We start from the raw sequence: 19,622 nt of genomic DNA, 5'->3' as shown, positions 1-19,622 counted from the left end.
AGCCTAAAAACCTTACATCTCCCCTGGACGGTTCGCTGGGCAATGTCCGGAAGATGAGTCATTAGAGATCAACATGAAACGACTATATGTAGCCGTTGTGCTTCTTTCCTTGACAGGCGTTGCTACCACCGCACGGGCTGTCGACTGTCGGATTAATGGAGGGCCTTGGGAGAATGGCAATCCTAACCTGGTAGTTCCCGTTAGCGTCACCCTGAACGCAGACCGCAGCCGTATCATGCTGGAAGGGGCAAGGCTGGAATGCCGATTCACTCCCGACGCTGGCCCCTCTTGGCGGGAAGATTATTGGACAACTTCCAACCTCGCAGGATCCCCTTGGACTCCCGGCCCAAATTTCGGCAGTGAGAGAACGGGTCTGCGTATTAACGGATCCTTCTACGACACCCCTGTCCCAATTGAGCTACGGGTAGCCACTATTCCTAACAATGCGGTATTTTATCCGATCAACATCACTCCCTATATTGTAATGCGTAACAACCCGTCTAATCCGATTGATATTCGAATAGGCGATACCCTTGGAGCTTTGCGTCTCATCGCCACGAACAACTACGATCCATCAGCGGCGAGGCTCTCAGTCACATACACTGCCGCCAATAACTTTACGGTCTCACCTTCTACATGCACGATCAACAATAACAACCCGATCAACATAGACTTCGGTACTGTACACCAGCGGGCAATAGGCACGGACCCGCTGACCACGGCCATCCGCAGCGACCGCAGACTCACTTACTCCTGTCCGGATGGCGGAATTACTACACCAATTACCATCAGTTACAAAGGCACCTCATCGTCATTCGACACACGCCTGCTGATGATGACCAATGCAGATGTGGGTACGGCCCTCGTTCGCGGCGGGCGCGTAGTTCCGGTAAACGGTTCGTTTCTTACCTCCATTACAAATAGTGTGGGGGCGGACGATGTGACATTTTCCCTGGTGAGTAAAGCGGGAGCTATGCCGGCAGCCGGTCCTATCAGCGGGAGCGGAGTACTGGTTATGGGGGTGCCATGAGTGCGTTGTAGAAGCGCTCTCAACCAAAGTGCAGCCCATGCCATCTAGATTGATGGTCGATATTCTCTACGTCGTTTGTTCTCTCCGCAGGGTCTACTACTTTCTCTTAGGCCTGCTGACCGCGATGCTTTTGGGCCTAACTTAATTGCTGAGTTACTAGGGCTTCTACACTGCCAGGCTTTCACGATTTTCTGGCGGCTATAGTCGGCAGTCCGTTACAGTTAGGAAGTCGCTGCAGATGACGTTTATGATATCTTCCGATATGGCCGCTATATTACTGGCGTTGCAACATCTTAATGTTCTAAGTCGACTCGCGCCCCGGATCGATGCCTATAAGTCCATGAATGACCTTGTCGTCTGAGAAGATGTCTTTGGCGGCTAATCGTAGAGACTACATCGCTGCGCCATGTATATGCGCAACAAGAAAGTACCGCGGTTGCCCGGCGCGGCCACCTGCACTCCAGTTGTATATAAGCGTAATCGCTCAATGGCAGTCGATAAGCAATCCGCTGTGATTAGCTGTAGAATAGTGATGGACATAAAAACCACTCACTCTTTGGCGGGCTACAGTTATCCAGCAGGGTGGTGCCGGATTTTTCCTAAATATGTGGGCAGCAACAGACGAGACACAGGTGATCGTCCGAGAATTTATACACGCACAAAATTCAATTCGACGTTTAATCAGCGTCTTGTCTTCTTTTATATGAGTAGAGTTGATGGCAGCCAGGAATTTTCGGGTAATTATCGTTGATGCTGATCCCTTGCAGCGGTTGTTTATCGAAAAAACACTCAACGGTTTGGGGTATTTTGCCATTCTAGGATTGAGCTCCATGAAAGAGGCAGCAGCAATATTATCATGTGTTACTCCGCGCTTTGATTTGTTGATAGTTAATAGCCTAGCAATTTTAGAGCGCGGGCTGAATGCCGCGGAATTCTGCAGGGTTCATCGGTTTGTTACGAACGCAGTCTGCTATGGGAACTTTGTACCTCCTTTCATCGTACCATCAACATATAGGGAGTTATTTTCGAGCAAGGTGATTTCGCCTTGCTCAATAGATACGAATACACTGCGTTCTTTAATGCAACAGTTTGATGGCGTGACCGGTCAAGATGGGCCTAATGATAAGTGTTGATGCCGATTAGGGTAAGTGATTGCGGTACACCCAATGTCTTTTGGTCTTTGGGTGGTGAAGATGTATAAAATGATCCAACTGCAACGGTATTAAATATTCATTTTCCGGGCATGTCCATCCAATAGGTCCCCATAAGCGCCGCACGGGTCTACTAGATTGGTGAAACACCCATGAACGTTCTTTTCAGTCACGATCCAGATGAAGGCCAGCATTTGGCTGGTATCTACCGGCAAGAATCGCCCAGTTCACATTGCAAGCGCGATAGAAATTTCTAGCTCGATTGGGGCGACCACCCTGCGGTCTGTGAGTCTCGGCGCCGATGCCGAGGTGACCCAGTTGCCGAAATTTCACTGCCCCAGTCTGACTCCTCGTGAATCATTGTCTGTGTCGGATTTCTGCAGGTTTGGAGATGGTGCAGTCTTGCGCCGGCAACTGGGTCAATCCAGGGGCAGCGCCAACAGGAAGACGATCCCCGGCGCGCGTTGAGTTACAACGCCGCTGTTGAGGCTGGGCTGGAGCCTCGTTCGTACGAGTACAAGAATGTTCCCGAGGGTGTCTGGGCAGCGCGGCTCGACTTTAAAGTTTGGTCAGATCGAACAGCCGCTGCCCACCTCCGGTGCTACTTCACATCGCTTGCTGACAATTGCCGTTATCTACTATCGGCGTTCCGACCAAAGCAGCCGGGCAGTCGACGCCACTCACCTGATGATGACGGGATTGATTTCTCACAGCAGGGATTAAATGGGCAGATATTTCTATTGGAGGTGGGTAGAAATACCAAAGGCAATGTTTCATGGATCGGTGCGGAGTTCGATGAAGATGATTAATGCACTACAGCTGGCCGCTGAGGGGCTTGCCTAGCATCTGCTTGGACGCCTTTTGGAAGGCCGGTCGAACGCTGAAGAAACATGTCCCCTTTCTTTCGCCAGCTGCAATAACCAAAAGCCCGCCACTCTGTGGAGGGCTTTTTTTTTCTCGGCAGAGTATCTGCTCGACTGAGCGGTCCGCGCGGTCGGCACCAGGAGCGCTGCGTCATCAAGCACTCTGATTATCCTGGATCTGTCGGGATTGGTGACGCAGGGACAGGAGAGGGCGAGCCGGTTTCGAAAATGTGATGCTGCTTCAGAATTGAAATCATGACCTACCATTCTTCGGGTTGGGATTTATACCAGTCTCCTTCGTCTGGAGCGGATGGCAAATGTCATGTTCCACACTGGCAACCGCACTTAATGATAGGAGTAACGCATGAGCAACCTAGGCGACATCACCCGGCAGTTCTCCATGGAAGGAGCTGCTCATCTCTACTCCAGCTTCCCTGCCATGCTTACGCCAGCGGACCTTTATCGCGTCAAAGACAACCCGGCGAATAAAGAAGCACTCTCAGGATGCAATATCTATCTTATCGCTCGCCGTCTCCGGATTTATTTGAAGCCCGAAGGATTTGTCTTGAACGGCCGGACAATCTCCGGTGAGTTTTTGGCACTGCGCGAACACGGTATGACCGCAGTCCCTTTCGTTTACGATATCTGCGGTTCGTCGATCCCTGAAGAGATACCGATCGAAAACGTCGCGGTGGCTCTCAACGGTACGTCACTGATCATCATGACGCCTGCGAGAAAACAGTTAATTGCCGTTAACGCGATTATTGCCGCCGCAAAAAGTTTGCTGACGCCGCACGACACCGATCTAGAGGTGCTGTATGTGGGGCAGGCAATTGGCCGAACCTCGTCTCGCAATGCTTTGGATCGCCTGCTGTCGCACAACAAGTTGCAGCAGATCCTTGCCGAAACCTCAACGCATTTCCCCGAGCGCGAAGTTCTGCTGCTGCTGTACCGATTCGAGCACGGCAAAACGATCATCAGCAATGGCGGCGACTTCAATGTGGCGGCCCAGGCTTCTGATGAGCAGGATCCGGCCCACATGGATCTTTTGCGGAACGTTCGGTTGGATAGAAAGGAGGTCGTGTCCTTGGCTGAGGCAGGGTTGATCAACTACTTCAAGCCGCACTACAACACTCTGATCAAGATGAACAATTTCTCGTCGAAGGACAAGCTCAAGGTCCTGAAGCTGTTATTAAATAAAGGGATTGCCGGCCTGGTGCTGGAGCTTTGCTCGGTCAACTTACGGTCGCGGATCGGTACAGTTCACGCGGTGCCTATCGATCTAACCGAGATAATGCCAGATGAGGTTCTGGACGGGCGCAATCTTGAGGACGACGGCATGAAGGAGCAGTTGAAGGAGCAGTTGAAGCAAATGGCGCACACGCACTACGCTAGGTTTTTCTCTCCACCACTGAAGAAAGGAACACGTTCCTGCATGGCACTACCTTCGTCGGCCAGACCGAGGAGCCGTTGAACTGGTAGGTCTATGGCATGCCGAGGCTAGTTCATTTCGTTAGCGCCACCAAAAACTCCTCATGACCGTTCGCACATCGGGCGTTTGCCGTACACAATTCCAAACTGCCTGTTCTTTGTCCGTGAAGAGCAGGTATGTGCCCCTTAGAACGCGATTTTCTGGGTCGTCTGACCAGCTATTAAAATGCCTGTTTAGTCAAAGTTCTGAGAAATCAGTTGTTATGACTTTCGTGCCGTCAGTTTCATCTATTTCCGATTAGTTGCATCTATTTTCCAAATGTGACATAAAGCGTAAACCAGAGCAGGGGTTGGCCCTCTCTCAGTAATGGCTTTTCGCTGACGCGTTGATACTTCAATATCCAATATCTATGTTGAGATCTAGCACTTGCGCGGTACCGCTAAAGTGACTGACTAAGCGAAAGTGCCAGCTTGCCAGCCTTTCTCCAAAATATGGAACAGTAATAGCTTAAATGGTCTCAGTACTTAACACATAAATTATGTTTAAGAGCGAATTGATGAGATACCGCCGGAAATCGATATGACCGTAGTCTTGGGCAATTGGGATTTAAGCTCTGTGATCTCCCTGTAGAGTTCGAGTATTAGCAAGTCTGCACTTAAAAGAGCACTGGCAGCTATGTCGCGCTGGAGTTTAAGCGTGCTGATAATCTGTTTATCAGTGCGGCGCTTGGCCTTAGATTGCGAGAGATTTTTCCTGCTAGATGTACTGGGTTTTGAATTCTCCCTAATCCATTCTTTTATCTCGGCAACCAACAGTGGAAATCTACTCTTTTTTAGGGCGCTAGGATCAAGCCCGGCTTCTCTTGCTATGTTATTTTGGGATACTTGACTATCCCGTGATATTATAACTGGCTTTAGTTCTTTTAGTCGCTGAAAGGCTTCGCGAAATCTCTGTTCAGTAGCCATATCAATTTGCCTCAATTATAGAGATTGCATTCTGTGCAGCTTTTATCTGTGCACTGAGTGCAGTGTGATAAGGGGTGTCGTTCGGGGCAGTTTCGAGTAGAAGTTCTGTCTCTGCCTTTAACTGTTTGACTTGGATCAGCTTGGTTTTGTCTATAAGCAGATCGGTGCAGGCGCCTCTTCCATGGCCGCCGCCGCAATATACAATATTATCAATCCCGCCTTTGGTACAGTGTTCTTTATTTAGGCAGACCCCTAACAGCACTTCCCTGAATCCAATCTTCCCGGTTTTCGCTGCCTCTAATAGCTTTTTGAAATTGCCCTGATTGATTGGTGCTAACAACATGTCTTGTCGCTTCTGTCCGTATGGGGATGCGAACCGCTTGCCAAACAACTGCGCCAATTTAACTGCACGAGTTTCGTACGCAGCTTTGATATACTCACTTCTTCCGTCTTCGTTGAAAATAAGTTTTGAGAAGCCTTGTGCGTAATACAGTGATTGGATTCTGGATTGATGTTTTAATGCATATTGTAGAGATGAATCTGAAACCAGTCCCGAAGCTTGCATATTCACTGCTCCGGTTCTTCTGAGTTGATGCCAAGCAAACGGCCATCGCTTTCCAATTTGATATTTTTTGCCGTCTAAGGAAGGAGTGATCAATCTCGCAATCGAGATATCCTGAGCCGTGAGCGAGACTTGATTGCTATCGAAAAGTAGATCGTTGAGATCTATGACAGATGCGTAACTATTATAATGAGATATATGTGGAAGGCCTCTACCTAGGCTGATGCCCCATGGTTCATATGAACGCGCGATTAAATATAGAGTATCCGCAGCATTATGCTTCGCATCTAAATACGGGCAAACCTTGGCAGCGGTTTCGCGAAGCTCGGCGACATGAACCATCATTCGGATCGATGGCTCTACCGAAGGAGAAGTGATCCATCGAGCATCAGAATCGAGGTGAAGCTTTGTGGTTACTCCGGTAATCGTCCAAAAATCCCCGAAGTCTGGGTCGTTCTCTTTGGTCAAGCAGTCGCTACGCAGATTCCAAGCCTCATCAATCCTCATTGCTGTAAAATTTAATATGTAAGCAATGCCAACGCGGCTTGCCATCCCGAGATACCGATTAAGCGAATTTAGGCCTTTGCCAGGTCCCATGAGGCTGAGGCCAGGCCCATACAACCATTTTTGTAACGTTTTCTCAACGCCGTGCTTACGCGCCAAGTCTTCAAACCTGACTCCGTCCCGACTGTAATCGAAAGGTGTGGAGCGGCGTCCACGCTCACTTATTGGGGCATATGCACGCTCCCAGCTCCCAAAATAATTGAGGTAAAGATTAAGGCACTCTTGATAAAGGTCTCTTATTCCTGTCCTGACCTCATGATAGTCCAGTACGAACTCATTCAACCTTGATACTTGATATTTCCATATGCGAGGTGGAATATAAGGCGTCTGCTTCGCTTCTGGTATCACTATGGACGCATAAAGTTTTTCGATGTTCACTGGATTTAATATGTAAAAGCCGATACTTGCGCGGTTTTCGTAAATCATGTGCAGGAGGGGCAGTAATTTCTTTAAATATGATCCTGGTTTGAATTTTAGTTTTTTAATCATGTGGGGATGTTTATAGAGTTCCTTCGCGTCAATATTGGCGTCACTACAGTCTTTGAATACCTGAAATAAGAAGCTGGCTTTCGTCTTGATGCTGTCGACGGATATGGGTGTGATTGATCGCCATAACCACCAAGCAAGAATTGTTTTTAGGTTCATAGTATTAACTTCATCAATGAGTGTAGGATGTGTATCGTTACTTCGGAAATATATGTTGACGATCCTTCCGCGGACGCTAGTGAATTTCCATTTGCTATCGCCGAAATAGGAAACGGTTTTTCCCATTTGATCTATAGTTATCGGAAAATTATCCAGTGGTGGCCATTGGTTTATGTTTTCCTCTACCGGCAAATGAATGCTGCCCAGTATTAAATTATATTTCAATGAGATATTCATTCTGCGGTCATTTCCTGCAATCTTATAAAGCCGCTCCATTTCGGGTGGTAGTCCCCGTCAGATATTTTGCAGCAGGCGGTTTCATTCCATTCTTGTGCTTGGGTAGAAAGACTTTGTATATATACTAGCTTTTGATTGATTCGTTTTATGGTGAGCAATGCTGGATTAGGAGTAGTATTTTTTTGAATGTTGGCCTTACTTAGTTCAATGGATTTTAGATATTTAAAAGTGACTAGTGACCAGATGTGGTCCTCAGTGTCAATATCGCGGTGCTGTTCACAAAAAAGACACCCACTTGGGGTGAGACAGTCGGCTTCAGGAATATGAGGCGCGCCGATATCTTCAGGCACTGGGCGTGCGGAGACGCAACCGCCAGGACCCGTTGCAGCCAAGATGTGATCATGTGCCGCATGAAATCGACTTATTTCAATTTGGGCTATTTGATGATTAGGACGGTGATAGTTTTTGTAAAACGTAGCAACGGAATGCTGTGATAGCTTAGCCGTGAGGTCTGGATTTTGGGTCTCGCGTAACAAAAAGTTGCTTCTTGCATTGCGTAGCTCCCTTGGAGGGATAAATTTTAGGTCTAGCTGACTACAACGTTTACGTAGGGCGCCAAAGGACGGAACCATATGGTCCGCTCTTCCGCGTACGTTAAGGAATGGGAATAAAAAGCGGGATGGCCGATCCGAAAAAATCGCGTCACGCCATGTTAAATAGTCCGAAAAATGAGTTTTATACTCACTATATACCGTTGCTGTAAACAACGATTGTGAACGCTCTTTATAACCCTGAAGTTCATAGCCATCAATTAAGCTGATAAATTTATATTTTGTGCGTTCGAGATTATACATCTGCGCGACGTTCATGCCTGTTTGGGCTGCGAAGATAAATAGCTCTGCTTCTATTCTCAAATTGATCAGTGCGTGTCTAGTGCGAAATGATTTATCTGCTACATACGCTGCTCTCGCGGCCTCGGTCGCGCGTTTACGATAAAGTGGCTGCGTTGGATCATTAAGTCTTTTGACGGTTTCTGCAGGTCTTAATCTAGACCATTCAATAAGCTGTTTTCCATCAGCTAGTTGTATGATAACTGGTAAATTACCCCATATGGCTTGTTCGGAAAGTCCTTCAGTTATGTCACATAAAAATGCTCCAAATCTGTAAGTTTCTTCAAAGTTCCGCTTGTCGCCATTTTTTGATCCGGAAGGTTTTCGCTCATGCCGAGGTCGCTGAATGCCTATTTTATAACTTAAGCCTGAGTTTAAACCCAATACTGAATCGAATATCGAACAGAGTGACGAGGCAATACCTCCGATATTAGACTTTCTGTGAGGGGAGGATAGAATTATATTTCGCTGCAATGTAGCCCATTTAAGAAAACAATGCTCCAATGACTCTAGACTGAGTGTCATGTTTAAGCTATCGCACCATGACACGAAGTTTCTGATGTTTAGTATTGTTCTTTTAAGTGAGTATAGACTCCTTCCTGATATTACATTGGTATTGAGGGTCTCGTGAATAAGTTCCAATAGACTTAAACGCTCGTCGCGAATTTCACCGAAGTTTCCTTTTTGGATCTCTTCGAGAACCTCACGGACATTGTGCTTTGCTGCACCTTTATAAAGTATAGGCAAGAGGTTCAACGGAGTTTCTCTATGCCCATACGTTATCGACGGGAAGGTAAATGTATTTGTTAGCGTCTCATGCATGGTCGGCATGGTAGCGCCCTAGGAAGCGTTTGGTAAACTTGTTGTTGATTTCGGAGATTAACGGATGTTGCTTGATGAATTTTATGTATTTCATCGTCGTTGCTTCGTCTTTGTGAAGAAGGTTTCGTCTAACCATTTCTATTGCACTAACTGGATCGATCGAGAGGGCAAACGTGGCATACTCGGTGGCGTAGGTTGCACGAGATTGATGGAACTTAAAATCGATGAGTGCGTTTATCCCTAGTCGTTTACCAATCTTTCTTAATTCACACATCGCCGTGTTTATTGCGCCGGATGTATTTCTGTCCGCCCTTGTGTACCTGTTCCCCGCTTTGGTTATGAAAAGGATATCTTGGTCTTGATGTTGAGCGCGAGTAGATCGCAATAGCCGCTCTTCGCTCAAAGAGTATACCCTTAGCTGCTGGACCAGTGATGTTGGTATTTCAATTCGCCCAGTCTTCCCATATTTGGTAGCAACAGAAGGGTCGGCTCCTGGGCCAATAGCGATAGTGCTAATTCCGTCTTGCAGCGGGTGAACTATAGCTCGTGCTATTGTCTGAGCTTTAATGTCACCAATACTTTGGATACGCATGCCAGTGTGAAATCCCAGAAGCAGCATGTAGTAGATTTCTAATGGAGCATTGTCTCGGGCGCAGTTAAGAATTTTTTCTCTGTCTTCTGTCGAAACAGGCCACAATCCATCCTCAAGATCAATATTTTTCCTGCTTCTTAGGGGTATTGCTAGGTCAGTAGTAATTACATCTTTAGACTTGGCGAAACCATAGCGGTCAGTGAATTGAATACTGATCCGGCGCTCTCGCCATAGAGGGGTACTTAAAGTTACGAGATTGTTTTTGACGATCCAGGAGTAAAATTGTCTAATGACTCTGATCCGAGATGAGACTGTCGAGGCGGAATAGGAACCCTCCTGTCGAGCAAGAATCAGCGCACCTCTAAATTTGTTGATGCAACGCTCATCTTTTCGTCCATGGACTTGCATCCATGAATTCTTGGAAACTTCAAGCCATTTGGCATAGTTGAGTAATGCTGCAGCCTTCGAATGTACAGTTTTTATATCATTTGCTTTATTGGCCGCTAGTTCGCCAAGCCATGCATTCGCTTCGCGCCATGAGCTTCCGTCACTCCAGAATATTTGTGGAAGTTGAGCGATCCTGCCGTAGTCAGATCGGACCCACACCGCAGATTCGGCGTTCTCCAATCGCGATGGCGTGTAAATCAGTGTTTCTAGCAAGGCCACGGTAGTTTGCTCTAAAAAAGGCGCATACCAACACAAGCTGGCTTAAAAGTACATGGTAGTACAATGCCCTCATTGCCTTTCGCCGATCACGGCTTGTCGGAGTTAGACTAGTTCATCGGACGTGTATTCCGACCCGCAAACGTACGTAATGGTCCTAGCTATGAATAATGACTGTTGGTAGAGATTTTTAGATTGATATCCTGCTCCATATGGCTCAGCGAGGGTGACGCCTGGCTTAACATTCTAAACATCAGGTGCTTTATTAGTGACATCGGTTTGATCTGGAAATTTTAGTTAATGTATTTACATGTACGCGGCCTGTCGCTACGTGTCGTTATTCTTTCTATGTCAACAGAGGTGTTCCTGAGGTGACGGCTTCGGATTTGCCAGTTCTTATTTGCAACACTACCCGACGATCAAAACAAGTCATTGAGCCATCTCAACGTCCATAGGTGCTACTTATATGTGCGTTGGCCATAGCTTTAACTAATCTGTACCCGCCGTCCTTGGGCAGGTCGGCGGGCGCGAGGTTGAGCGTGATGCGCCGGGCCGGATATTGCAGCGCCGAGTTGAGGATGGCACTGCGCACGCGGTCCTTGCTTTCCTTCACTGCGGTTTCGGGCAAACCCACCAAGGTGAGAGACGGCAGGCCATTGGCCATATGCACTTCGACAGTGACGGCTGGGGCTTCCACACCGACCTGGGCGCGGCTGTGGACAATGGCGAGGGACATGCTCGTTCCTTGAATGGGAGGGCCGCTTCCTGCGGTTTTTTCAAGGGTAGACGAGGTGGGATGGAGCGGGGCGGGGGAGGTTTTACAGAACGTATCCGGGCGGCAACGCAAAACAAGTGTGGGAGCAGGCAAGCCAGCTCCCACAACAATCGCGTTCACTCAGCAGAAGGTGGCGTCAACCGGGCTTCAAGTTCAGCCACCTTCGCCTCCAGGCTCTCCAGCCGCGCACGTGTGCGGGCCAGCACCACCATCTGGCTGTCAAACTCTTCTCGGCTGACCAGGTCGAGCTTGCTGAAACCACTCTGTAGCAAAGCCTTGAACTGGCTTTCGATTTCATTGCGGGGCAGTGGGGTGTCGCCGCTGAACAGGCGAGAGGCGTGGCCGCTCAGGGCGTCGAGGAAGTCTTTGGGCGCGAGCATTGGACATTATTCCGGAAAACAGTTGGCCGGCAGTGTATCACGCAGCGTCTATAGTCATTTTCACGCTCTGTTGCGCACGGTTTTCGCGCATTGGGGCGGGCGGCCGCGCACTGTTTTGATGCGCAATGCTGTCGCGCAGGCGCCCCGTAGGTGGGCACAAGCGGGCAATGGATTGATTTCAGTGGTTTTTACGGAGCTGGCAAGGTTTCTGCTTAGACGATCATGACCCATGCACTGATGCAGTCGCTGTGACGAATGCAGTGCGCCGACGGATCCGGGGTACAGGGCTCGTCACCAGTGGTTCGCTGGCGTCGCGACGGCAAATGCCGAGGCGACGATGCGTTACAAAGCCAGGCACTGCGCTTAGACTTGAGACGGGTTTGTTTTCCTGGGGCAAGTCCACCAAATTCGGGAGAGAGTTTTCATGAAGCTAGTCACTGCCATCATCAAGCCGTTCAAGTTGGACGATGTTCGCGAGTCACTGTCCGAGATCGGCGTGCAGGGCATTACCGTTACTGAGGTCAAGGGCTTCGGTCGGCAGAAGGGTCATACCGAGCTGTATCGCGGCGCGGAATACGTGGTCGATTTCCTGCCGAAGGTGAAGATCGATGTCGCCATTGACGACAAGGATCTTGATCGGGTTATCGAGGCGATAACCAAGGCGGCCAACACCGGCAAGATCGGTGACGGCAAGATCTTCGTGGTCAATCTGGAACAGGCTATTCGCATCCGTACCGGCGAAACCGATACCGACGCAATCTAAGCCGCCAAACCCCAACGCCCCAGGAGAAAACAATATGACTCTGCGTAAATCCGCAGGGCTCGGAGCCCTGCTGTCCATCGTAATGCCAAGCCTGGCCATGGCGGCAGATGAAGTGGCTGCTCCAGTCCTCAATTCCGGCGACACCGCCTGGATGCTCACTGCCACCGCGCTGGTGCTGTTCATGACCATCCCTGGCCTGGCGCTGTTCTACGGCGGCATGGTCCGCTCCAAGAATATTCTGTCGGTGATGATGCAGTGCTTCGCCATCACTGGCCTGATCAGCATCCTCTGGGTCGTCTACGGCTACAGCATCGCGTTCGATACCACCGGTATGGAACAAGGCGTGGTCAACTTCAATTCCTTCTTCGGCGGCATGGGCAAGGCGTTCCTGGCGGGTGTTACCCCGGCCAGCATCACCGGGCCGGCGGCGCTGTTTCCGGAGGCCGTGTTCATTACCTTCCAGATGACCTTTGCCATCATTACCCCGGCGCTGATCGTCGGTGCTTTCGCTGAGCGTATGAAGTTCTCCGCAATGCTGATCTTCATGGCTATCTGGTTCACCCTGGTCTACGCGCCGATTGCGCACATGGTCTGGAGCGGCAACGGCGGCCTGATGTGGGACTGGGGCGTGCTGGACTTCGCTGGCGGCACCGTTGTGCACATCAACGCGGGTGTGGCTGGCCTGGTGGCGTGCATCGTGCTCGGCAAGCGCAAAGGCTTCCCGACCACCCCGATGGCACCGCATAACCTGGGCTATACCCTGGTGGGCGCGGCCATGCTGTGGATCGGCTGGTTTGGCTTCAACGCCGGTTCCGCCGCGGCGGCCAACGGCACCGCGGGCATGGCGATGCTGGTAACTCAAATCGCTACAGCAGCTGCGGCCCTGGGCTGGATGTTTGCCGAGTGGATCACCCACGGCAAGCCCAGCGCACTGGGTATCGCCTCGGGCGTGGTCGCCGGCCTCGTCGCCGTGACGCCTGCGGCGGGCACCGTGGGCCCGATGGGCGCCCTGGTGATTGGCCTGGTCGCCGGTGTGGTGTGCTTCTTCTGTGCTACCAGCCTCAAGCGCAAGCTGGGTTATGACGACTCCCTGGACGCTTTCGGCGTGCACGGTATCGGCGGCATCGTCGGTGCGATCCTTACCGGTGTGTTCGCTGCCCCGGCGCTGGGCGGCTTCGGCACCGTGACCGACATCGCAGCCCAAGTCTGGATCCAGTGCAAAGGCGTGGGCTTCACCGTGATCTACACGGCGATCGTGACCTACGTCATCCTCAAGGTGCTCGACATGGTCATGGGCCTGCGTGTCACCGAAGAAGAAGAGGCGGTTGGCCTCGACCTGGCGCAACATAACGAGCGCGGCTACAACTTGTAACCAGGCGAAAAAAACATGCCCGGCTTGCCGGGCATTTTTTTGCCTGGCGTTTGTCTGTGGCTAAAGGCGCATGGGTTTTTTATCGACTTTGTGATGGGATCCACACAGCACTTTTAAGGGTGCAAATGTCTTACAGGCATGAAGGCGTATTCGGCACTTTGTTTTTTCCCAGAGCGCGCTAGAATGCGCGCCGATGGGCGGAGAACTGTATGTGGCAACAGACCCTGATTACCCTGCGGGCCAAGCCCCGGGGCTTTCACTTGGTAACGGACGAGTTGCTTGCCGGCTTGCCTGAATTGAAGGCGTGCCGTGTGGGCCTGTTGCATTTGTGGCTGCAGCACACCTCGGCCTCGTTGACCGTCAACGAGAATGCCGACCCGGCGGTTCGCCGTGACTTCGAGCGTTTTTTCAACCTGCTGGTGCCACAAGGTCGCGCAGGGTTTGAACATAACGACGAAGGTCCGGATGATCTGCCGGCGCACTTCAAGGCCAGTCTGCTGGGCTGCCAGCTGAGTTTGCCGGTCAAGGCCGGCCGCTTGGCGATAGGGACCTGGCAAGGTGTTTATCTGGGCGAGCACCGTGATCATGGCGGTGCTCGTAAAGTCCTCGCCACCTTGCACGGTGAAGGGGCATAAGCCACTGGTGATTCAGTGGATGTTGATTTTTTTCCGGCAACCTCGACAGAGGGTGAAGCTGGGCTATAACTAATCTGCTTTTCGCAAGTCATGAGGTAGAACATGAGCGACGATGATCTGGAACAAGACGACCTCGAAGTAGGTGATGAAGACGACACCGAAGACGGTCTTGAAGTTGCGGCCGAAGACGTTGCTGAGGACGTCGATGACAGTGTTGGCGATGACGCGGCTCCCAAAGCCAAAGGCAAAGCCAAGGCGGCTGTGTCGGTAGACGAGTTGCCGAGCGTTGAAGCCAAGAACAAAGAGCGCGATGCCCTGGCCCGTGCGATGGAAGAATTCCTCGCTAAAGGCGGCAAAGTGCAGGAAGTCGAGGCCAACGTGGTGGCTGATCCACCGAAGAAGCCGGATAACAAGTACGGAAGCCGACCTATCTGAGGTCTGCCTCCTGCTTGTAAGAAAAAGCCCGCCGTCGCTGCGGGCTTTTTCATGCCTGGAGCAATTTACCGGTTTGCTGCAATACCCTGTGGAAGCAGGCAAGCCAGCTCCCACATTGGGGCCAGTGTTAGCTCCAGCGACTCAGCAGTGGCGGCAACTCCGTCAGGCTGCGAATCTGCGCATCCGGGCGCTTGTCACCCTCCCAGGCCTTGCCCGTGGGGTTGAACCACACTGCCCGCAGTCCCGCCTGCTGCGCGCCGGCGATGTCATCCCCAGGATGATCGCCCACATGCACTGCCGCGCTGGCGTCCACACCGCCACGTTGCAGTGCTTCATGAAACAGCCGTGCGTCCGGCTTGGCGATGCCGATATCTTCAGCGCGCAGGGCAAAGTGAAAGTAGTCCGCCAGGCCCACACGCTGCACATCGGCATTGCCATTGGTGATCACGCCGAGCAGGAAGTGCTGGCGCAGCGCCTTGAGCATCGGCTCGGCTTCCGGAAACACGGTGAGTTGGTGGCGTGCGTGGATGAATGCCTCGAAGCAGACATCCGCCATCTCTGTGGCCTCAGGCTGGGGGTAACCGGCCTCCTCGAACGCATGCATCAACACGCGGTGGCGCAGCAGGCTGATACGGTGTTTGAGTTCGGGATGACGCTGCAGCACCTGCTGGCGCAGGCTGGCAAAATGCTCAAGGGGCAGGTCGCCGACCTTGGACGCGTGGGTCGCCAGCCATTCACGCATCGACGCTTCGGCGCTGATGATGACAGGTACGTTGTCCCAGAGGGTGTCGTCCAGGTCGAAGGTGATCAGCTTGATACTCATGAGTCGCCGCCCTTGATGCGTTTGGCCCGTGGATGGGCGCTGTCGTACACCGTTGCCAGGTGCTGGAAGTCGAGGTGGGTGTAGATTTGCGTGGTCTTGATATCCGAGTGCCCGAGCAGCTCCTGTACGGCGCGCAGGTCCTGGGAAGATTCGAGCAGGTGGCTGGCAAAGGAATGACGCAACATGTGCGGGTGCAGATTCTGCCCCAGCTCGCGCTCGCCGGCAGCCTTGACCCGCAGCTGAATCGCCCGCGGCCCCAGGCGCCGGCCTTGCTGGCTGACAAACACGGCATCGTCTGCCGGGTTGGTCAGAAGGCGTAGCGGCAGCCATAGCTGCAAGGCTTCGCGGGCTTTCCTGCCCACGGGCAGTACGCGCGTCTTGCTGCCTTTGCCGAGCACTTGCACCAGGCCATCGGCGAGGTCCAGTTGATCCAGGTTCAGGCCCGTCAACTCCGACAGGCGCAGGCCCGAGGAATAGAACAGCTCGAGGATTGCCTGGTCGCGATGGGCCAGGAAGTCATCCTCGACGGCACCGTCGAGCAATTGCAGGGCTCGGTCTGTGTCCAGGGTCTTGGGCAGGCGCCGTTCGCCTTTGGGCGGTGACAGGCCATTGGCCGGGTCGTGGTCGCACAGCCCTTCGCGATTGAGGTAGTGATAGAGGCCGCGCACCGCCGACAGCAGGCGAGACAGGCTGCGGGAGGATTGGCCCTGTTGGTGCAACCGGGCGATCAGGCTGCGCAGGGCCTGGATATCCAGGGCCTTCCAGCTGCTGACGTGCTGCTTTTCGCAATAGGCCAGGACCTTGTTCAAGTCCCGCCGATAAGCTTCCAGCGTGTGGGACGACACCTGGCGCTCATTGCGCAGGTGAGCGCAGTAAGCGTCCAGTTGCCGCTCCATGATCAGCGCACCGCGCGCAGGGTGGTGGTGTGGCGTGGCAGGACGCGGCCCAGCACTTCGGCGATATAGGTCAGGAACAACGTGCCCACCGAGCTTTTGTAGTGCGCCGGGTCGCGGCTGGCGATGGCCAGTACCCCGTGCAAGCCTTGATGGCTGAGGGCGATGACAGCCGTAGAGCCGATCTGCTTGCGCTGTTCGGCGCCAAACAGGAAGTCCAGCTCATGCTCGCGCAAGGTGCCGCTGACGGTCTTGCCTTCGGACAGCAGGCCGCCGATGGCCGTCTGCGCTTCGCCACCTGTGACCCAGCGGCCCACCGGCATCGGGTTGTCGCTGAACAGGATCAGGCTGACGAAGGGCACCTGGAAATCCTCACGCAGGCTGTCTTCCACGGCGATCACCGTTTCTTCCAGGCTGGTGGCATCCATCAGGGTCAGAATCAGGCGGCGGGTCTTGTCGAACAAGCGGTCGTTGTCGCGGGCCACGTCCATCAGATGCGAGAGCCGGTGGCGCATTTCAATATTACGCTCGCGCAGGATCTTCATCTGCCGCTCCACCAGCGACACGGTATCGCCGCGCTGGTGAGGGATGCGCAGGGCCGGCAGCAGTTCTTCGTGCTCGACGAAGAAGTCCGGATTAGCCTCAAGGTACGCCGCAACAGCAGCGGCCTCCAGGCTTTCACTCGGGGTAGCGTGTGCGGGTACTTGAGGCTTATCGGTCATTAGCTTGGCTCACTCATAGACGGACCTGTCCTTCGTATACGCGCGAGGCCGGCCCGGTCATCATCACCGGGTGGCCAGGGCCTGCCCATTCGATGGACAAACGTCCGCCGGGCAGGTCGATCAACAGTGGCGAATCCATCCACCCCTGGCTGATCGCGGCCACGGCAGCGGCGCAAGCACCGGTGCCGCAAGCCTGGGTTTCGCCGGCGCCGCGTTCCCATACGCGCAATTGCGCACGGTTACGGTCGATCACCTGCAGGAAGCCCACATTGACCCGTGCCGGAAAGCGCGGGTGATGTTCGATCTTCGGCCCCAGTTCATGCACAGGGGCGTTATTGATGTCGGTGACCCGCAGCACCGCATGGGGGTTGCCCATGGACACGGCGGCGACCTCCACGGTTTTGCCATCCACATCCAGCGGGTAACTGAGGGCCTGCTCGGTGGCCTGGAACGGAATATCCGCCGGCACCAGGCGTGGGGCGCCCATGTTGACGCTGATCTGGCCATCGTTGCGGATGTCCAGTTCGATCACGCCGCCTTTGGTTTCGACGCGAATCTGGCGTTTGGCAGTCAGGCGTTTGTCGAGCACAAAGCGCGCAAAGCAGCGCGCGCCGTTGCCGCACTGTTCCACTTCGGAACCGTCGGAGTTGAAGATCCGGTAGCGGAAATCCACCTCCGGGTTGCTCGGCGCCTCGACCAGCAGCAACTGGTCGAAACCGATCCCGGTGTGGCGATCACCCCACTGTTTGGCGTGCTTGGGCAGGATGTGCGCGTGCTGGCTGACCAGGTCGAGGACCATGAAATCATTACCCAGCCCGTGCATCTTGGTAAAACGCAGCAGCATGGCTTACTCCGGCAGCAGGCTTTCGCCAGCATACAACTCGGCTACCGTCTCGCGGCGACGCACTTCAAATGCTTGATCACCGTCCACCAGCACCTCGGCGGTACGCCCGCGGGTGTTGTAGTTGGAACTCATGACAAACCCGTAGGCACCGGCCGAATGCACGGCCAGCAGATCACCTTCCTCAAGCGCCAACTCACGATCCTTGGCGAGGAAGTCGCCGGTCTCGCAGATGGGCCCGACGATGTCATAGGCGCGGGCTTCGCTTGTGCGCGGCGTCACGGCGGTGACATCCATCCAGGCCTGGTACAGCGCCGGGCGGATCAGGTCGTTCATCGCCGCATCGACGATGGCGAAATCCTTGTGTTCGGTATGCTTGAGGTACTCGACCTGGGTCAGCAACACGCCAGCGTTGGCGACGATGTAGCGGCCCGGCTCGAACATCAGCGTCAGGTCGCGGCCTTCGATGCGTTCGCGCACGGCCTGGATATAGTCGGCAATCAGTGGCGGCTCTTCATCGCGATAACGCACGCCCACGCCACCACCGAGGTCGATGTGGTGCAGGTAGATGCCGCACTCGCCGAGGCGGTCGATCAAGGCCAGCAGGCGGTCGAGGGCATCCAGGAACGGTGGCAGGGTGGTCAGTTGCGAGCCGATATGGCAGTCGACGCCCAGCACTTCCAGGTTCGGCAGTTGGGCTGCGCGGATGTACACGTCCTCGGCGTCGGCGATGGCAATGCCGAACTTGTTCTCTTTGAGACCGGTGGAGATGTACGGGTGGGTGCCGGCGTCGACATCCGGGTTGACGCGCAGGGAGATCGGCGCGCGAACGCCCATTTCGGCGGCAACGACTTGCAGGCGCTCCAGTTCGTCGGTGGATTCGACGTTGAAGCAATGCACGCCGACTTCCAGGGCGCGGCGCATGTCTTCGCGGCTCTTGCCGACGCCGGAGAAGACGATTTTGTCCGCCTGGCCACCGGCGGCCAGTACGCGTTCCAGCTCGCCACGGGACACGATGTCAAAACCAGCGCCAAGACGCGCCAGGACATTGAGTACACCCAGGTTGGAGTTGGCCTTGACTGCGTAGCACACCAGGTGCGGCACGCCGTCGAGGGCGTCGGTGAACGAGCGGTATTGGGCTTCGATATGCGCACGCGAGTACACATAGGTCGGGGTGCCGAAGCGCTGGGCAATCGCGGACAAGGCCACGCCTTCCGCGAACAGCTCGCCGTCCCGGTAGTTAAAAGCGTCCATAAGTTTCCCTTAACTTAGTAGGTGTCGTGCTTATGGGCTTTTGACGGCTTTTGCGACGATTGCGCCTGTTCGTTTGGATCTTTGCTGTCATCCGGCAGGTACAACGGGCCTTTCTGGCCACAGGCACTAACGAGGCAAGCGACCGCGACGAGCGCAGCAAGGGAAGAGATCAGGCGCTTCATGGCGAAATCCTTGAATATGCATTAATTGCGCCCGAGTATACCGACCACCCGCCAGCTTGCCTATGCGCCGCAACACCCGTCCGGCGGGGGTTTGCCGAGACAGTAGGGAAGCAGGCTACGATGCCTGGGGA

The 19,622-nt window shown here is 53.5% G+C and carries 18 protein-coding genes and 1 pseudogene; 7 read left to right on the top strand and 12 right to left on the bottom strand.

Going from position 1 to position 19,622, the window contains the following annotated elements; translation table 11 throughout:
- The first annotated feature begins 73 nt into the window (after nt 1-73).
- The 3 genes from BT199_RS18260 (at nt 74) to BT199_RS18250 (ending at nt 4,518) form a co-directional block, all read left to right on the top strand.
- Entirely contained in the window at nt 74-1,030 is a 957-nt protein-coding gene (locus BT199_RS18260; RefSeq protein ID WP_072435222.1) for a fimbrial protein, read from the top strand.
- 716 nt (nt 1,031-1,746) lie between these two features.
- On the top strand, nt 1,747-2,163 hold the full coding sequence (locus BT199_RS26980; RefSeq protein ID WP_139271618.1) for a response regulator: 417 nt from the start codon (nt 1,747-1,749) through the stop codon (nt 2,161-2,163).
- Nucleotides 2,164-3,408: 1,245 nt separating this feature from the next.
- Complete coding sequence (locus BT199_RS18250) at nt 3,409-4,518, top strand: hypothetical protein (RefSeq protein WP_256575993.1); 1,110 nt, start codon at nt 3,409-3,411, stop codon at nt 4,516-4,518.
- Between the two features lie 500 nt (nt 4,519-5,018).
- Here the strand turns inward: BT199_RS18250 and BT199_RS18245 are convergent, their stop codons facing one another.
- The 6 genes and pseudogenes from BT199_RS18245 to BT199_RS18220 form a co-directional block, all read right to left on the bottom strand.
- Entirely contained in the window at nt 5,019-5,441 is a 423-nt protein-coding gene (locus BT199_RS18245) for a hypothetical protein (protein ID WP_072435220.1), read from the bottom strand.
- Nucleotide 5,442: 1 nt separating this feature from the next.
- On the bottom strand, nt 5,443-7,449 hold the full coding sequence (locus tag BT199_RS26580; protein ID WP_083535081.1) for a hypothetical protein: 2,007 nt from the start codon (nt 7,447-7,449) through the stop codon (nt 5,443-5,445).
- The gene (locus BT199_RS26975; protein WP_139271617.1) at nt 7,446-9,170 is read right to left on the bottom strand and encodes a hypothetical protein; all 1,725 of its coding nucleotides are present in this window, start codon (nt 9,168-9,170) and stop codon (nt 7,446-7,448) included. The genes BT199_RS26580 and BT199_RS26975 overlap by 4 nt, the downstream gene beginning before the upstream one ends.
- Nucleotides 9,154-10,419 carry a tyrosine-type recombinase/integrase gene (locus tag BT199_RS18230; protein WP_072435218.1) on the bottom strand — a complete coding sequence of 422 codons (1,266 nt, stop codon included), beginning with the start codon at nt 10,417-10,419 and terminating at the stop codon, nt 9,154-9,156. Before BT199_RS18230 ends, BT199_RS26975 begins: the two co-directional genes overlap by 17 nt.
- 496 nt (nt 10,420-10,915) lie before the next feature.
- A pseudogene (locus BT199_RS18225) lies at nt 10,916-11,152 on the bottom strand (magnesium chelatase domain-containing protein); the annotation flags it as partial.
- Nucleotides 11,153-11,307: 155 nt separating this feature from the next.
- The gene (locus BT199_RS18220) at nt 11,308-11,571 is read right to left on the bottom strand and encodes an accessory factor UbiK family protein (RefSeq protein WP_003195432.1); all 264 of its coding nucleotides are present in this window, start codon (nt 11,569-11,571) and stop codon (nt 11,308-11,310) included.
- Nucleotides 11,572-11,995: 424 nt separating this feature from the next.
- Here BT199_RS18220 and glnK point away from each other — a divergent pair, with 424 nt between their 5' ends.
- The 4 genes from glnK to sutA all read left to right on the top strand — a co-directional run bounded on the left by glnK (nt 11,996) and on the right by sutA (nt 14,776).
- Nucleotides 11,996-12,334, top strand: a complete 339-nt coding sequence (glnK, locus tag BT199_RS18215; RefSeq protein ID WP_002555808.1) for a P-II family nitrogen regulator — start codon at nt 11,996-11,998, stop codon at nt 12,332-12,334.
- 34 nt (nt 12,335-12,368) lie between these two features.
- On the top strand, nt 12,369-13,706 hold the full coding sequence (locus BT199_RS18210; RefSeq protein ID WP_072435217.1) for an ammonium transporter: 1,338 nt from the start codon (nt 12,369-12,371) through the stop codon (nt 13,704-13,706).
- 209 nt (nt 13,707-13,915) lie between these two features.
- The gene (locus BT199_RS18205; protein ID WP_003195429.1) at nt 13,916-14,341 is read left to right on the top strand and encodes a secondary thiamine-phosphate synthase enzyme YjbQ; all 426 of its coding nucleotides are present in this window, start codon (nt 13,916-13,918) and stop codon (nt 14,339-14,341) included.
- A 102-nt stretch (nt 14,342-14,443) separates the two neighbouring features.
- Nucleotides 14,444-14,776, top strand: coding sequence for a transcriptional regulator SutA (gene sutA / locus BT199_RS18200; RefSeq protein ID WP_014720461.1), 333 nt, complete (start codon nt 14,444-14,446; stop codon nt 14,774-14,776).
- 127 nt (nt 14,777-14,903) lie between these two features.
- Here the strand turns inward: sutA and BT199_RS18195 are convergent, their stop codons facing one another.
- The 6 genes from BT199_RS18195 to BT199_RS18170 are packed head-to-tail and all read right to left on the bottom strand — an operon-like array spanning nt 14,904 to nt 19,491.
- Nucleotides 14,904-15,599, bottom strand: coding sequence for an HAD family hydrolase (locus BT199_RS18195; RefSeq protein ID WP_014720460.1), 696 nt, complete (start codon nt 15,597-15,599; stop codon nt 14,904-14,906).
- The gene (gene xerC, locus BT199_RS18190) at nt 15,596-16,495 is read right to left on the bottom strand and encodes a tyrosine recombinase XerC (protein WP_014720459.1); all 900 of its coding nucleotides are present in this window, start codon (nt 16,493-16,495) and stop codon (nt 15,596-15,598) included. The genes BT199_RS18195 and xerC overlap by 4 nt, the downstream gene beginning before the upstream one ends.
- A 2-nt stretch (nt 16,496-16,497) precedes the next feature.
- Nucleotides 16,498-17,214 carry a DUF484 family protein gene (locus tag BT199_RS18185; protein ID WP_014720458.1) on the bottom strand — a complete coding sequence of 239 codons (717 nt, stop codon included), beginning with the start codon at nt 17,212-17,214 and terminating at the stop codon, nt 16,498-16,500.
- A gap of 13 nt (nt 17,215-17,227) precedes the next feature.
- Nucleotides 17,228-18,058, bottom strand: coding sequence for a diaminopimelate epimerase (gene dapF / locus BT199_RS18180; RefSeq protein ID WP_020302864.1), 831 nt, complete (start codon nt 18,056-18,058; stop codon nt 17,228-17,230).
- 3 nt (nt 18,059-18,061) lie between these two features.
- On the bottom strand, nt 18,062-19,309 hold the full coding sequence (lysA, locus tag BT199_RS18175; protein WP_003195418.1) for a diaminopimelate decarboxylase: 1,248 nt from the start codon (nt 19,307-19,309) through the stop codon (nt 18,062-18,064).
- Nucleotides 19,310-19,323: 14 nt separating this feature from the next.
- A complete protein-coding gene (locus BT199_RS18170; RefSeq protein WP_003195417.1) occupies nt 19,324-19,491 on the bottom strand; it encodes an LPS translocon maturation chaperone LptM in 168 nt (55 codons plus the stop codon).
- Nucleotides 19,492-19,622: the final 131 nt, after the last annotated feature.

Origin of the sequence: Pseudomonas sp. NFR02 (assembly GCF_900119375.1) — a bacterium.
GTDB lineage: Bacteria > Pseudomonadota > Gammaproteobacteria > Pseudomonadales > Pseudomonadaceae > Aquipseudomonas > Aquipseudomonas paracarnis.
The sequence above is the reverse complement of the archived record's forward strand: the minus strand, read 5'-3'. Positions and strand labels throughout refer to the sequence as shown.

Bases quoted from the DNA above. Each gene is read 5' to 3' on its own strand.
- BT199_RS26975 (WP_139271617.1), bottom strand. From the start codon at position 9,170: ATGCCGACCATGCATGAGACGCTAACAAATACATTTACCTTCCCGTCG.
- BT199_RS18250 (WP_256575993.1), top strand. From the start codon at position 3,409: ATGAGCAACCTAGGCGACATCACCCGGCAGTTCTCCATGGAAGGAGCT.
- BT199_RS18205 (WP_003195429.1), top strand. From the start codon at position 13,916: ATGTGGCAACAGACCCTGATTACCCTGCGGGCCAAGCCCCGGGGCTTT.
- BT199_RS26580 (WP_083535081.1), bottom strand. From the start codon at position 7,449: ATGAATATCTCATTGAAATATAATTTAATACTGGGCAGCATTCATTTG.
- BT199_RS18260 (WP_072435222.1), top strand. From the start codon at position 74: ATGAAACGACTATATGTAGCCGTTGTGCTTCTTTCCTTGACAGGCGTT.
- BT199_RS26980 (WP_139271618.1), top strand. From the start codon at position 1,747: ATGGCAGCCAGGAATTTTCGGGTAATTATCGTTGATGCTGATCCCTTG.
- BT199_RS18195 (WP_014720460.1), bottom strand. From the start codon at position 15,599: ATGAGTATCAAGCTGATCACCTTCGACCTGGACGACACCCTCTGGGAC.
- BT199_RS18185 (WP_014720458.1), bottom strand. From the start codon at position 17,214: ATGACCGATAAGCCTCAAGTACCCGCACACGCTACCCCGAGTGAAAGC.
- glnK (WP_002555808.1), top strand. From the start codon at position 11,996: ATGAAGCTAGTCACTGCCATCATCAAGCCGTTCAAGTTGGACGATGTT.
- BT199_RS18210 (WP_072435217.1), top strand. From the start codon at position 12,369: ATGACTCTGCGTAAATCCGCAGGGCTCGGAGCCCTGCTGTCCATCGTA.
- lysA (WP_003195418.1), bottom strand. From the start codon at position 19,309: ATGGACGCTTTTAACTACCGGGACGGCGAGCTGTTCGCGGAAGGCGTG.
- dapF (WP_020302864.1), bottom strand. From the start codon at position 18,058: ATGCTGCTGCGTTTTACCAAGATGCACGGGCTGGGTAATGATTTCATG.
- sutA (WP_014720461.1), top strand. From the start codon at position 14,444: ATGAGCGACGATGATCTGGAACAAGACGACCTCGAAGTAGGTGATGAA.
- BT199_RS18245 (WP_072435220.1), bottom strand. From the start codon at position 5,441: ATGGCTACTGAACAGAGATTTCGCGAAGCCTTTCAGCGACTAAAAGAA.
- BT199_RS18220 (WP_003195432.1), bottom strand. From the start codon at position 11,571: ATGCTCGCGCCCAAAGACTTCCTCGACGCCCTGAGCGGCCACGCCTCT.
- BT199_RS18170 (WP_003195417.1), bottom strand. From the start codon at position 19,491: ATGAAGCGCCTGATCTCTTCCCTTGCTGCGCTCGTCGCGGTCGCTTGC.
- xerC (WP_014720459.1), bottom strand. From the start codon at position 16,495: ATGGAGCGGCAACTGGACGCTTACTGCGCTCACCTGCGCAATGAGCGC.